This window comes from Paludisphaera borealis (assembly GCF_001956985.1).
In the GTDB taxonomy this organism is placed as follows: domain Bacteria; phylum Planctomycetota; class Planctomycetia; order Isosphaerales; family Isosphaeraceae; genus Paludisphaera; species Paludisphaera borealis.
This window is the reverse complement of the sequence record NZ_CP019082.1, coordinates 2,710,706-2,725,203: the sequence shown is the minus strand read 5'-3', so window position 1 is coordinate 2,725,203 and position 14,498 is coordinate 2,710,706. Positions and strand designations below refer to the sequence as shown.

At 69.1% G+C, this 14,498-nt stretch carries 8 protein-coding genes; 3 read left to right on the top strand and 5 right to left on the bottom strand.

Annotated features, from left to right (window positions below):
• Positions 1 to 287 precede the first annotated feature (287 nt).
• From BSF38_RS10595 to BSF38_RS10575, 5 genes are all read right to left on the bottom strand, one after another.
• On the bottom strand, positions 288 to 1,916 hold the full coding sequence (locus BSF38_RS10595; RefSeq protein ID WP_076345427.1) for a hypothetical protein: 1,629 nt from the start codon (positions 1,914 to 1,916) through the stop codon (positions 288 to 290).
• The gene (locus BSF38_RS10590; protein WP_076345425.1) at positions 1,913 to 4,402 is read right to left on the bottom strand and encodes an ABC transporter substrate-binding protein; all 2,490 of its coding nucleotides are present in this window, start codon (positions 4,400 to 4,402) and stop codon (positions 1,913 to 1,915) included. Before BSF38_RS10590 ends, BSF38_RS10595 begins: the two co-directional genes overlap by 4 nt.
• Positions 4,403 to 4,422: 20 nt before the next feature.
• Positions 4,423 to 7,953, bottom strand: coding sequence for an outer membrane protein assembly factor BamB family protein (locus BSF38_RS10585; RefSeq protein WP_076345423.1), 3,531 nt, complete (start codon positions 7,951 to 7,953; stop codon positions 4,423 to 4,425).
• A 67-nt stretch (positions 7,954 to 8,020) separates the two neighbouring features.
• On the bottom strand, positions 8,021 to 8,977 hold the full coding sequence (locus BSF38_RS10580) for a hypothetical protein (protein WP_076345421.1): 957 nt from the start codon (positions 8,975 to 8,977) through the stop codon (positions 8,021 to 8,023).
• Positions 8,974 to 10,593, bottom strand: coding sequence for a HEAT repeat domain-containing protein (locus tag BSF38_RS10575; RefSeq protein WP_145952063.1), 1,620 nt, complete (start codon positions 10,591 to 10,593; stop codon positions 8,974 to 8,976). Before BSF38_RS10575 ends, BSF38_RS10580 begins: the two co-directional genes overlap by 4 nt.
• Before the next feature lie 419 nt (positions 10,594 to 11,012).
• Here BSF38_RS10575 and BSF38_RS10570 point away from each other — a divergent pair, with 419 nt between their 5' ends.
• From BSF38_RS10570 to BSF38_RS10560, 3 genes are read left to right on the top strand one after another with little or no spacing between them, the layout of a single operon-like run.
• On the top strand, positions 11,013 to 12,530 hold the full coding sequence (locus BSF38_RS10570) for a circularly permuted type 2 ATP-grasp protein (RefSeq protein ID WP_076345417.1): 1,518 nt from the start codon (positions 11,013 to 11,015) through the stop codon (positions 12,528 to 12,530).
• Between the two features lies 1 nt (position 12,531).
• A complete protein-coding gene (locus BSF38_RS10565; protein ID WP_076345415.1) occupies positions 12,532 to 13,488 on the top strand; it encodes an alpha-E domain-containing protein in 957 nt (318 codons plus the stop codon).
• 29 nt (positions 13,489 to 13,517) lie between these two features.
• Entirely contained in the window at positions 13,518 to 14,498 is a 981-nt protein-coding gene (locus BSF38_RS10560) for a transglutaminase family protein (RefSeq protein WP_076345413.1), read from the top strand.

Here is a 14,498-nt window from a genome sequence, read left to right as displayed (position 1 = left end):
TCAGGACACTGAGTCACCAATACAAGTCACGTAAAACCGAGGACCGCGCCGGGGATTGCGCAACGATTTCGAGCCGTACCGGGATCGAGCGGATCGGGGGCCGGGGAGAACTGATGTTCCGAATTCGATGGACACGGCGACGAGCGACGGGAAAGCGGCTCCGGCCGTACTTTAACGAGGTATGCCGAAGCATCCTCAAGTAGATCCGCATAGCGGTCTAGAGGACCCAGAGGGTGACGACCGGAGCCATTCGCAATTTACCAAGCTCCATCCGCGAGCGCCAAGCGCTAAAACGGCACACCCGAATCGTTTTTTGGGGGGGCTTTGGGTACGGATTTGGGGGCGGGTGCGGGCGGCGCGGCTTTGGGGGCGGGAGCGGGAGGCGTCTCCGCGACCGTTGGGGCCTCCGCCGGCGCGGGGCGGGCGGCTTTCTTCTTGGCGGTGAGTTTGGCTGCGTCGGCGACGTCTTTCTTCTTCTTCTGGAGGACTTCCGAGTAAGCGCCGTAGGCCTCGTTGCTGAGGTAGCCGTCGATGAGCGCCTGGAGGTCGCTGAACTGCGCCTGGAGGTTCTTGGTGAGGACCGTGGATTTGGAGGTTTCGTAGGCTTGTTTGGTCGCCTCGTCCTTCATCTTCGTGAGGTTTTCGGTGAAGGTCGCGGGGGCGGGGAGGGCGGCGTATTCCTTGAGCAGGGCGTCGAGGCCGTCCCACTCGTCGCCGTCGACGCGCGACTGCATCATCCGTTCGAGTCGGCCGCGGAGGGCGACCTGGTCGACGACCTCGTCTCGCAGGGCGTCGAGCCGGACCTGGTACTTCGCGGCGAGGGGCAGGGGGTCGACGGCGACTTCGCGCTCCTCGGAGCTTTCGCCGGGCATGATCGGAAACTCGGCCAGAGGCTCCGAACCGCCGGCCAGCAGGCGGAGCTTGACGAGGGCCCGGGTGGTCCCCGGTTCGACGAGGATGCGGCCCGACCGGTCGGTCATGCCGACCTCGCGGGCGACGCCGTCGGGCACCGCGCGCTCGGTCAGCGTGTAGCCGGCGGCGGGGGTCTTGTCGGTCTTGGTGACGAACCGCAGGTGCAAGGGGGAGTCGCCCGCCTTGACGCCGAGCGCCGCGAGCGTGTTCGGACGCGAGATCCGCTGCGTGAGCGGGTCGCGGAACGCGCTCACGATCGCGCAACGAGCCGACGAACCCTCGATCGATTCGGCCACGAGGTAGGTGTAGGCGATCCGGCTGATCCGCACGGAATCGTCCTTCATGCTGACCAGTCGCAGCGGGATGAACGTCGTCCCCTTGACGACGACCGCGCCCAGGTCGCTGGCCGGCGCGAGGGCCGAGCCTCGGACCTTGAGCAGCGCCCGGCCCCCTTCCTGGCCGGTGATCAGGGCCGAGGGGCTGAACAGGTTCCGGGAGATCGCGAACAGCGACCGGGGCAGGTCGCGTCGCGACGGGGCTTTCTGTTGCTGGAGCGGACCCAGCCAGCGGGTCGCGACGTCGTATTCGCGTCCCGAGAAGACGAGGCCGCCGTCCTCGGGGTCGGAATCGACCCAGACCAGCCAGATCTTGTCGAGCGCCGGATCGAAGCCCGTGATCGCATCGGCCTTGAGTCGCGCCAGGCCGTCGCCGACCAGCGGGCTGGGACGGGGGGCGACGGAGATCGACCACGACGCGCCGATGAACCGATGGACCAGATCGCGCCATCGATCGACCAGGTTCTCACGCGAAGATTCATCGATCCGGGCGGACGGGTCGGCGACGAGGTGCAGCTCGATCCGGTACGGCTGGCGGTCGATCGGCTCGGCGTTCACCTTGTCGGCCGGCGTGGTCGCGGGCTTCGCCGGAACGTTCGCCGGCGCGTCGGCTCGGGCGAACGACGGACCGGCGAGCAGCAGCAGAACCGCGAGCAACCTTGCGGTCATTTCGCGTTCCAGGGATCTTTGGCGATCCACGGGGCGACCTCCCAGGTTTCGATGCCTTGATAGAGCGAGCCGGTTTCCTCGGCGGGGCCTTTCAGCCGGTTCCGCCAGGCGTAGTGGGCGGTCGTCTGCCAGAGCGGAAGCACCGGCAGCTCGTCGCGCAGCTCGCGGTCGATCTGGAGCGCGAGCCCCTTGGCGGTCGGCCACTCGGCGGCCTGTTCGAGCTGGAGCAAGAGCTGAAGGATGCGCGGGCTGGCGGCCGACGCGAGCGCGTTGACGGCGGGAGGCGCGTCGTAGCCGGGGCAGATCATCTGGCCGGCGTCGAGCACCGGCTCGTCGCATCGCAGCACGCGGTAGGCCAGGTCGAACCGCCGCCCGGCGCGCAGCTCCGATTCGAGCTGCGATTCGGGAAGCTCGACGGCCTCGATCTGGACGCGCGCCAGCCGGAACGCCTCGACCAGGCGAGGGACGACCGCGCGGACCTCGGCGATCGCCGGGTATTCGAGCTTGAGTTTGATCGGCGCCTTGCCCAGCTCGCCCCGGGCCAGGGTCACCAGGGCCGCCGCCAGCACGGTGTCGTGAGTCAGCGGCTTGACCCCCGGCGCGTCGGCGTAGCCCCCCTTGGGGAAGACGCCGTCGGAGGGGGCGTCGGCGTTCGAAGCCGGGTGTCTGAGCACCGTTTCTTCGAGCAGCGCCTTGCGGTCGATCGCGTACGACAGCCCGCGCCGGAGCATTCGGTTGCGGATCGCCGGGTTGCGGCCGTCGAGCGCGAGGACGTGGACCGCGGGCTGGGCGTAGCGGCCGACCTTCACGTCCGGCGTCGCCGCGAGGGTCGCGACCTGGTCGGCGGGCGCGTGCGCCAGCACGGTGACGTCGCCTCGCAAGAAGGCGGCCAGCGCCGCCGCGGGGCGATCGTAACGGAATTCGCGAATGCGTTTAAGCTTCGCCGCGCCGCCGCCGGCGCTCGATTCGGACCGGGCTCGCAGCTCGATCAACCGGGGCGTCGAGACCGCGCAGTTGAACGGGCCGTTGCTCACCAGGACGCGCTCCCGAGCCGAGACGACCACGCGGCCGTCGAAACCGGCGTGGGCCGAGCCGATTGGCGCATCGAGCCAGAACGCGGGCTTGAGCAGCGGTCGCTTGAGCCGGAGTTCAAGCTGCCCCTCGCCGCTGGGGTCGACGCGGTCGAGCAGCTCGGCCCACCGCGCCTGGTACTTGGCCGGGTTCTGAGGATCGCAGCGGTCGATGAGCGCGCGGGCGACGTCCACGGCCGACGTCGACCGCGAGCCGTCCGACCAGGGGATGTCGGGCTTGATCCGGACGATCAGGCGACGGCCGAGGTCGGTCGATTCCAGGCCGGCGGCGAGCTGGCCGGCGAGCTTGCCTCGCTTCGCCTCGTCGCCGTCGGAGGCGAGCAGCGGCAGGAACAACAGCCGGGCGACCCGCGCGTCGGCCGGGCTCCGAATCCAGGGGCCCAGCGGCGACGGGACGTCGTCGACCGCCACGTCGAGCGTCGGCACAGCCTGGAACTCGCGGACGTACTCGGATTCGAGCCCGTCGGCGGTCGGCCAGATCCGCAGGGCTTCGGTCAGGCCGTCGAGTCGTTCGGGCCCGGAGACCGATCCGCCGGCTTTCGCCCGCTCGCTCGCGGCGGTCGCAAACTTGGTCCGGAGGTCTTTCACCTGCTGGTGCTCGGCCGCGATCGTCTCCAGCTCGTGGAGGATGCGCCTCGCCTTGGGGTAGAGGCCCAGGTCGAACGCGCGGACGATCCGGACGGCGTAGGCGGACGAAATCTGGTCGAGCAGCCCCGGGTAGTCGCGCTTTCGCGCCAGCAGTTCGCGGAGCAGGCGCAAGCCGCGCTCGCCCTCGCCGTCGTGCAGCGCCTGGCGGCCCTCGGCGAAGAGCAAGTCGTTGACGTGGTCGACCAGCCCCGGCCACGCGGGGTTGCGCGACTGGACGCGGAGGTAGTGCTCGAACGCTTTGGTGAACCCGCGCGCCTGCACCAGCCGCTCGCCCTCGGCCAGCAACATATCTTCGAAGTATTCAACCTTCTTGATGTGGGCGCGCTTGACCTTGAAGTCGCGCATGTCGCCGCGGGCGCCCGGCCGGTCCTGAAGCAGGTGGACGGTGATCTCGCGGTCGGCCTCCTTCTCGATCTCGCTCTTGGCCTCGGCCGGCTTGAACTTGCTCGGCTCGCCGGGGAGGCCGATGTTGCCGTCGGGGGGAAGGACTCCCTTGGTCGACCGCTTGCGATCGCGTTCGGCCTGGAGCTTGGCCTGATCGATCACCGGCAGCGGGCGCGGGCTGACGGGCTCGACGCCGACCACCGTGCCGTCGAGGAGCGTGATCCGGTCGAACGGATACGAGCGGAGCAGGTCGGCCGACGCGGGGGGGGCGGCGGCCGGGTTCGGGGCTTCCTCGGCTTGCGACAGGGTTGGAGTCGCGAGGAGCGCGAAGAGGGCGATCGAGAGTCGAGTGGCGGTGTTCATGGTGCGGAGCCTCCTCGCGTTCACGGTTTGGCGCCTGCGGGTCGACCGAGGACGAGCGGTTGGAGCGCGCCGCGGCCCGAGGGGACGAACACGTCGCCTCCCACCAGAGCCAACCCGCCGGCGGGCAGAACGCCGAGATCGACGGTCTCGACTTCCTTGCCGTCGGCGATCGCCAGGCCGTGGGCCTTTCCCTTGCGGTCGAGAATCCAGAGGGCGTCCCCCACGACCAGGGGCGAGCCCGAGGCCGGCGCATCGAGCTTGCTCGACCACGCGCGCTGGCCGTCGCGGCCGAACAGGAGGACGCCGCCGGAGGCGTCGAGCACGACGAGGCGGCCGTCGACGGCCAGGGGGGCGCCGAGGATCGGGGCGTCGAGCTTCCACGAGCCGATCGGGCTGAGATCGCGGGCGGCGAGCGCGCGGACGCGGCCGTCGGCGGTCGCCGTCATCACGGCCGCTCCGATGCACGCGGGGTTGGCGATCACCCCCTGGTCGAGCAGGGTTTCCGCCTCGACGACCAGTCGGGGCGCGGGGGACGGCTTGAGGCCGACGCGGCGGACCCGGCCGCCTTCCTCAGCCAAGAAAACCACGTCGTCGCCGGTCCGGCACGGTGCCAGCCAGCGGCCCCGGCGGTCGCGGTCGAACGCCGGGACGAGGGGCTCGGCGCGCGACGTGCCGGTGTGCGGGTCGATCAGGTAGACCCGGCCGTCCTCGCCGGGGACCAGCAACGCCCGGTTCCAGAACACGGGCGCGGCGGCCAGGGCCGATGGGAGTTCGATGCGGCTCCAGCGGCCGGGCTGCTTCGCGTCCTCGGTCCAGACCGCGTCGGCGCCCGGCCGGGGGGCGATCAGCGAGGCGGCTTCGTCCTTGGCCTGAAGGTTCAGGAGCGTCCCCTCGGGCAAGCGAGCGTCGCCGGGCTTCGGGAGGGAGGATGTGATGAAGCCCCCCTTTTGCAGCGTGGCGCGGGGGAGCCGGATCGGCTGACCGGTCAGGCCGACGCTCGCCAGGGCGTCGCCGTCGGCGATCGCGGTCGGCGACGTCGGCCAGGCCGCGCCGACGACCGTCTCCCAGGCGATCCTGCCGGTCGCGGGATCGACGCCCCGGAGCGCCAGGCCGCCGGTCTCGGGGTCTTGAAAGGTCGGCACGACCCGCCTGGCGGCGCCCTGGATCGGCGCCGAGGCGACGCCGAGCTTGCCGAGCAGGGCGCGGCTGGCGATCTCGCCGCGCTCGGCGTCGAGGTCGAACCGGCCCGATCGTTCGGCGGCGATCCAGATCTCGCGGTCGGTGGCCGTCCAGGCGTAAGCCGGTCCCGACGATTGGGCGTCGGGGCTGAGCTTCGCCAGCGAATGGAACGGGTTGGCGCTCGCGTAGTCGCCGGCCGCGAACGCCTCGATCCCTCCCCGGTCGCCGACCGCCCAGATGGTCGAGCCCGACGACGGCGGCGCGTCCCAGGTCCAGCCGGCGACGGGGATTTCCTGAACGACGCGCGGCTTCGCGCCGTCGTCGTCGAGGACCATCACGCGCCATCGGCCGTCGCTCGGTCGATCGTTCTCGACGACGATCAGGAACCGGCCGAGCCGCACCGGGGCGCAGGCGATCGAGCCTTCCGTGTGGCCGAGGTATTCGACCGCGGCGCAGCCGAGCGGATCGCGGGCGAGGACGAACAGGCAGTCCTTGCGACCGGCCACGTACAGGAACCGTCCCGACTCGTCGCCGGCGGGCGTCCGCGTGGCGGGGAAGCCCATGTCGATCGTGGCCTGAAGCTCGCCCGTCCCGAGCGCGACGACGACCGTCTTGCCGCTGGGGAGCACCTGGAAAAGCTGCTCGCCCAGTACGAGCGGCGGGGCGTCGACGGTCTCGCCGAGTTCGAGCCGCCAGAGCAGCCGGCCGGTTTGCGCATTGCGCCGCGCCAGCTCGCCGTGGCGGGCGTCGAAGACCAGGACGGTGGGGTCGCCGGGCACGGGTTGGGGGACGAACGGGCACGACAGGCCGACGGCCGTCTGCCAGAGCGGAGCGCCGGTGGCCGCGTCGATCGCATAGGCGATCCCGTCGGCCGCCGCGTAGACGATCGCGTCGGCGGCGGGCGGGGCGGCGGGGACGTCGGGCGACGACCGGAGGACCAGGGTCGTCGGCGGGCCGAGCGGCTCGGGACGTTCGGCGACGGCCGCCGGCCGATGGGTGCGGTCGACCTTGACGGCGGCGCGCACCAGGTCGTTGGCGCGGACCATCCGGCTCAAAAGTTCGGCGTCCGTCTTGAGGTCGGCGTATTGATCGACGAGCGCGTCGCGGGCCTTGTAGACCTGGGCCGCCGAGCCTTTCTCGATCGCCTTGTCCATGACCGCCAGCGCATTGGTCCGGATCTGGGCCTTGCGGACCGCCGCGCGGGCCTCGTCCAGCAGGCTGGGGAGCCGCGATTTGGTCAGGAACGCCTGCGCCGACTCGCCGGCGATCCGCGCGTGTAAAGGAATCGCCGATTCGGCCTCGGCCAGCGACTTGGCGTCGACCGACCGCTTCGCCCGGTCGGCCAGCCCCTCGCCGATCCGGATCACCAGCTCGGCCAGCTCGGACTTCTCGTCGCGGAATTCGGCCTCGTCGCCGACCGTGTCGACCATCGCGGCGGCGGCCTCGAGCGCGGCCGACCAGGTGGCGCCGGTCACGGTGACGTACTGGCGGACGTCGGCCAGGGCGCGCAGGGTCCGCGCCTTGGGGACGCGGGGGTCGGTTGGGTTCGCCGTCACGAATGAGTCGAATTCGCGGATCGCGGTCGGGTTGTCGCCGTCCTCCATCAACGAGACGGCGCGGTTGTAGGTTCGCGAGGCGAGGGTCTGGTTGATGATGGTCCGGAGCCAGAAGCCGAGGCCGATCAGCAGGGCCAGCATGACCACCAGGCTGAGGACCAGCGGCGACCGGGCGATGACCTCGCGCCCCGGAGCGTCGTCGGCCGACCGAGCGCGAACGAGACGGTCGCGGAGCCTCGACCAGAGCGCGGCCTTCGGCTTCACGTCGACCTTGCGGCGATGCTCCTTGTCGTCGCTTCGGACGGGCGCCTGGGCCGGCTGAGGCGCGGGCGTTCCGATGTGGAGGGCGTCGAGCAAGGCGTCGTTCTCGAAGAGCGCCTCGCGGCGCGGCGGCATGCTCGGCCTGGCCTGGACCTGGACCGCGGCGGGCCGGGGCGCCGGGGCGACGCCGTCTTCCAGGACCCGCGTGGGCTCCTCGTCGGGGCGCGGTCGTTGAGGGGCGGCGGCCCGGCCGTCGGCCGCGTCGTCGAGCCGGAGGACGAAGATCCGGCACGGCCCCACGGTCAGCTCGTCCCCCTGATGCAGGCTCGTCGTGACGACGTGGCGGCCGTTGACGATCAGGGATTCGGCGTCGGGCGAGGCGTCGACCTTGAACCGGTTCTTGCCCCAGCGGATTCGTCCCTGCACCGGCATGATTCCCGCCCCTTCGACGACGATGTCGCACGAGGCGCTCGAGCCGAACAGGACGGGGTGGTCCATCGCCAGATCGACGAACCGCACGCGTCCCTGGGCGTCATGGACTTCGAGTGTTGCCATGGTGCGAACGTCGACTCCGGGGCGATGCGGGGCGTTGCGGCGATGGAACGATCCGTGACGATAGAGCTTACCGTAAAGTTTCCTGAGCGAGCACTTTGAAGGCGTATGAGTCGCCGTTGGGGATGACGCCGAACCGCGTCACCCGGATCTCGCCCGGCGTCCGGCCGCGGTACCGGCGCTCCAGGTCGGCGAGCTGGTCCTCGACCCCCGGCGGGTAGAACTGAAAGACCGTCCCCTCGCCGACCTCGATGCCCGCCTTGCGGAGCAGGGCGAGGTCCGACGACTTGCGCAGCCGCCCTTCCCAGATGAAGTAGAGCCGGTTCTCGGCGCGGCTGACTCCGGTCCGCTTGGTGGGATTCGCGGCCGAGAAGTTGGTGACGTACGTCAATTGATCCTTGCCCGCGACGACGGCGAGCTCGACCCCCAGCGCGTCGAGCTGGCGGGCGTATTCCTCGGGTCTTTGGCCGTCGGGGAAGATGACGCTCCAGCGATTCTCGCGGCTGACGCCGCCGTCGCCCGGCCCGAATCCCAGGCCGGGGCCACCGGTGCCGATCTTCGAGGCGCGTCGGCCGCTGGCGACGGCGCCGCCGTTGGGCATCGCCGGCCCGATGTCCATCTCGGCGACCTGCTGGCCGGCGTCGAGGGCGGCGTCGAGCATCGCGCCGGGAGTGGTCTGGATCGAGGGCTGCTCGAAGTCGCCGGGGGTCTCCTCGTTGTTCGACGCCTGCGGCGCGGCGTCGGCGCCGGCGACGTCGACCTTCTCGGTCGAGCCCGGCGTGCCGTCGGGACTCCCCCCGCCGCCGCCGAAGACCTCGATGATGTGCAAGGGGGACGTCACCCGCGACGTGTACTCCTGGTTGCTGGCGAAGACCAGGCCGAGCCAGCCGACCACCAGGAACGCGCCCAGCACCACGGCCATCAGGAACGAGGTCACGCGGTCGTACCGCGATTCGCCGAGCACGCGCGGCTCGAAGGGCTTCGGCGGTTCTGCGACCGCGCCAGACGGGACGGCGGAAACGCTCATGACGACGGCCTCCCCGGTTTGGCCGCGTCGGCCTCGTCGTCGTCGGCCCCCGAGGCGTCGAGCGGCCGGACCAGGTCGTACCACTGGTTCCACTGCGCCGCCTCGGCCTGTTTCGCCTGGGCGTTCGTGGGATCGGCGGCGGCCGGCCCGTCGATCCGGCGGCTGATGAGCTGAAGCCCCTGGCGGGCCGTGGCCGCCACGTCGGCGTCGGCGTCCTGGAGCGCGGCGATCAGGTTGGGGACGACGTCGAGGTCGCCGGTGCGGCCGAGAGCCCAGGCGGCCACCTGGCGGACGCCCTGGTCGCGATGGCTCAGCATCTTGCGGAGCCGGTCTTTATGAGGACGGAGCGCCGACGGGCCTTGCGCGTGGTAGCGCTCGATCATGCCGGCGACCGCCTTGTCGGCGTTCTGGATGCGCGGGTCTTCGAGGATGTCGAGCATTCCTTCGACCGCGCCGTTCATCGGCCGGCTGATGATCCGCCCTCCCGCGACCGTCATCGTCGAGAGGTCGCTGGGGAGGAACCGGCCGCCCAGCAGGGTTCCCGCGCCGAGCTTGCGGACCTCGATCCGCTTGAGTGTCTTGGCCGTCGACTTGGTCAGGAAGAGGAGGGCCCACACGGAGTTCATCTCGTCGCCGAATTGACCGCTCCAGCCGCCTCCGGGAGCCTGAGTCGATTGGATGTGCGACCTCCCTTTTTCGAACCAGTCGAGTCGGCCGATCATCTGGCGGTCGGCCAGGGCGCCGATCCGCTCGATGCCGTAGAGGCCGTAGTACTTCGACTTGCCGAAGAGGGGCGCGTTGCCGGTGTTGAAATTGGCGCCGATCCAGCCCAGGCCCTTGGCGATCGCCGCGTTGATCGCCGCCGGGCTGGAGACGACCTGGTAGTCGGTCGTGAGTCCGCCGGTCTCGACGGGCGTCAGGTAGGGGTTGGCCCCTTTCTGGAACTGGCGGTAGTTTTCGAGCTGGCGGCGGCAGATCAGAAGGCTGCCGACGCCGGCGGCGGTCATCGAGACGGTTTCCGGCTCGCCCCCCTGGTCGCGATGGTAGTTCCAGCTCCCCGCCGAACTCTGGACCGACATGTACCACTGGGCGGCGCGGTCCCAGACGGAAGGGGGGACGTCGACGCCGCTGTTCTCGCATTCCCACAGCCCCAGCACGGCGTATTGCGAGATCGAAGTGTCGCCGAACGAACGCGCCGAGTAGTCCCAACTGCCGTTGGCCTTCTGCTTGCCGATCAGGAAGGCGGCGATCATGTCGAGCTGGCCGCCGCGCTCGGAGGGGTCGAGATTGGCCAGGGCCATCGCGATCGCCCCGGCCTCGTAGACGTCGACGCCGCCCGTCTGCTCGGGTGTGTAGCTATTGCTGGAGAAGCGCGAGCGAATCTTGGTCAGGCAGGCCGACAGGGCCGGATCGCCGAACGGGACGTCGGACTTGAGCAACGCCAGCGCAATCATGGCCGACTCGCCGACCGGCCGCGTCGACGCCCTGCCGCGAAGGAATTGAATTCCCGAGGCGATCGCTTGATCCTGCTGCGCGCACGCCGGACGCGGAACGGACGTCGCCAGCAGGGCGGCCGTGAGCCAGAACACGCCGGAGGTCGCGAATCGCTTGAACATGAATGGGACGCACAAAGTGTGTGGGCCGTTTCTCTGATCCACTTAGTTTATTCTACCTGTTCGCAATGGGTTTACGAATCCTGTCCCAACTTTTGGACTTCCACGGATTCCTCGACGTCGCCGGCGGTGGGGAAACCTTGCCACGCGCGATCCTTCGCTCTGGTCATGGGCACGACGGCGTGCTACAACTACGAGTGAGATCAGTAGCCTTCGAGCGATCGAGGGCGGAGGCGACTTGCCGCATCGAACGACAAGCGTTCCCGAACCGCATCCCCGACGTCGGGCTTGTCTTTGCTGGACCGGCCGAGCGACGGCTACGGATCTCACCTCCTCTCCCACCTCTCAGTTCGCTTGTTGCCACGGGCCGATGGTTCGTGGGATTCATACTCCGCGCCCTCGCGCCCCTCTGGCGGCACTCTATGCAAGCGCCCCACGCCGATGAAAAGGCCGTGTTGTTCGGCCGTTACAAGATCTCGGCCTACGACGAGATGTTTGGATCCGAAGGCGCCCCGCGCGCCCATTACGCGCCGCTGTTCGACCGGCTGGTCGACATGGGGGCCGCCGAGATCGAGAGGCGGCACAAGGTGGCCGACCTGACGATGCGACACCAGGGGATCACTTTCACGGTCTACGGCCGCGATCAGGGGGTGGAACGGATCATCCCCTTCGATCCGATCCCCCGACTCGTCTCCTCCAGCGAGTGGGACCGCATCCAGCGCGGGCTGACCCAGCGGGTGCGGGCTCTCAATCTGTTTATACGAGACGTCTACCACAATCGTTCGATCTTCAAGGATCGGGTGATCCCGGCCGAGCTGGTGTTCGGGGCGTCGGGCTATCGCCGCGACTGCGTCGGCCTTCGGGTTCCGAAGGATATTTACATCCACGTCTCGGGCATCGACTTGATCCGCGACGATCGCGGCGATTACCTCGTCTTGGAAGACAACTGCCGGACCCCGTCGGGCGTGAGCTACGTGCTCAAGAACCGTCAAGTGATGAAGCAGCTTTTCCCCCTGCTGTTCGAAGAGTACAACGTTCGTCCCGTCGACGATTACACTGACAAGCTGCTCTCCGTCCTCCGCCACATTGCGCCGGACGGTTGCGACGAACCGAGCGTGGCCGTTTTGACCCCCGGCATGTACAACTCGGCCTACTACGAGCACAGCTTCCTGGCGCGTCAGATGGGGGTCGACCTGGTCGAGGGCCGGGACCTCGTCCTGGACCGGGGGCAGATCTTCCGTCGCACGACGCGGGGGCTCCAGCGGGTCGACGTGATTTATCGCCGGCTCGACGACGAGTTCCTCGATCCGCTCGCGTTCCGGCCCGACAGCGTGCTGGGCGTCGCCGGTTTGATGGGCGCCTATCGCGCCGGAAACATCGGGCTGGCCAATGGGCTCGGGACAGGAATGGCCGACGACAAGGGGATCTATCCGTTCGTCCCCGACATCATTCGCTACTACCTGAACGAGGAGGCGATCCTGGGCAACGTCGAGACGTTTCGGCCGACGATCGCCTCGCACAAGCAGCACATCCTGGCCAACCTTGAGAAGCTGGTCGTGAAGGCGGTCGACGGATCGGGGGGCTATGGGATGTTGATCGGCCCGGCGTCGACCCGCGAGCAGCGCGAGGATTTCGCGAGGAAGATCGAAGACAACCCGCGCGGCTTCATCGCCCAGCCGACGATTCAGCTCAGCCGGCATCCGACCTTCGTCGACGGCCGGCTCGACGGCCGCCACGTCGATCTGCGGCCGTTCGTCCTGTACGGAGAAGAGATCTTCGTGCTCCCCGGCGGTCTGACGCGGGTGGCGTTGCCCGAGGGGAGCCTGGTCGTGAACAGCTCGCAGGGGGGCGGCACGAAGGACACCTGGGTCTTGCACGACGCGCCGTCGTCGTCCTTCAGCCCGAGCCGCGCCGCTTCGGCCCACGACGGGAGGGCCTGAGATGCTGAGTCGCGTCGCGGAAAGCCTCTACTGGATGAGCCGCTACATCGAGCGGGCCGAGAACGTCGCCCGACTGCTCGACATCGGGCTGGATCTCGAACTCGACTCCGCCGAGATCGGGGTGGACGAGGGGTTCGCGCCGGTCGAGATCGCGCTGACGATCCTCGCCTGCCGCGAGGCGTTCCCCGCCGAGAAGAACCGTCGGTCGCGGGACGCGGTGCTCCGGTTCTTGACCTTCGACCGGAGCAACCCGCAGTCGATCCTGAGCATGATCGCCCGCGCCCGGGAGAACGCCCGGGGGACGCAAGAGTCGATCGGCGTCGACGTCTGGAGCGAGGTCAACCGCTTGTACCTCTTCCTCGGCGGCTCGCGCGCCCAGCGGCGGTTCGCGCGGGGGCCGTCGGCCCTGTTCGCGTCGATCTCGCACTCGTGCCTGCTCCTCGACGGACTGGTCCAGAACACCCTGCCGCGCGACGAGGTCTACCACTTTCTGCAACTGGGCCGGCATCTTGAGCGGCTCGACGTCTTGTGTCGCATCCTCCTCGCCAAGTGCCCGAGCCTGACCGGCGAAGCACCCGGGCCGGAAGTCTCGTTTCAGCTCGTCCGCTGGACCAGCCTTCTCCGGAGCTGCTCGGCCTATGGAGCCTACCTTCGCAGCGAACGCGAGCGGATCGAGCCCGAGGGAGTGATCCGGTTCCTCGTCCTCAATTCGGATTTCCCCCGATCGATCCGGTACGCCGCCGCGCGTTGCCAGGACTCGCTTGAAGCGATTTCCGGGGGCGACGACGACGCCTACGGGTGCGAGGCCGAGCGGATTCTGGGCCGGCTGGAGAGCGATCTGCGGTACATCGACGTCCCCGAGATCTTCGACCGGGGGCTGCTCAAGTTCCTCGGCTCCTTGCAGGGCACCTGTTACAAAGTCAGCGATCAGATCCAGCAGTCGTTCTTCCTCATGTGAACCGAGTCGAGTGAGGCGCAGGAATCATTATGTTGCTCCGCGTTCAGCACGAGACCAAGCTCAGCTATTCCAACAACGTCTCGGAGACGGTTTTCGAGGTGCGCATGGCGCCGCCGTCGGACGAAGACCAGACCTGCCTCGACTATCGGTTGCGGATCAAGCCGTTCGCGCCGGTGACGGTTTATCACGACGGTTTCAGTAATCGGGTCGACCTGTTCAACGTCTTCACGCCGTACCGCGAGCTGCTGATGCGGGCGACGAGCGTGATCCGTACGCATCGCGCGCCCGGCGGCCCGAAGCTGGCCGAAGTCGCGTTCAAGCCCGACCACGACGAGTTCCACGCGGCCGAGGCCGTCGAATGCCGCACGCCGAGCGCGCTGGTGAATCCCGGACCGGAGATGTCGAGCTTCCTCGCGAGCCTGCCTCGCGCCGAGGGCTCGGTGCTGGAGGTCGTCCAGCGGCTGTTCCAGGCGACCCGCTCACGCCTGGTCTACGAGAAGAAGGTCACCACCGCGCGGACGCCGGTCGGCGAGGCGCTTCGGCTCGGCCGGGGAGTCTGCCAGGACTTCGCCCACCTGTTCATCGGCGCCTGTCGAGGGATCAATCTCCCCGCGCGGTACGTCAGCGGCTACATCCACGAGCCGGGCGAGATCGCCACCCACGCCTGGTGCCAGGTCTGGGCGGGGAGGAACGGCTGGGTCGACGTCGACCCCACCCGGGGTCAGATCGTCGACGACGACTACGTGAAGATCGCCCTCGGACGCGACTACCTGGACGTGCCCCCGAATCGCGGCATCTGGCGGGGCGACGCCGACGAGACGATCGCCGTCGTCGTCAAGGTCGAGCCGATCCAGCGGGTTCCGACCGATTGGAGCGAGTCGTCCGACGGCCAGACGACCCCCTGGTCGACCGCGTCGTGGATCCAATCGGAACGTCAGGCCCACCGCCTCAAGCCTTCTCAGATGCAGGCGATCGGCTACCGGCAGCAGCAGAGCCAGCAGCAACAGTGA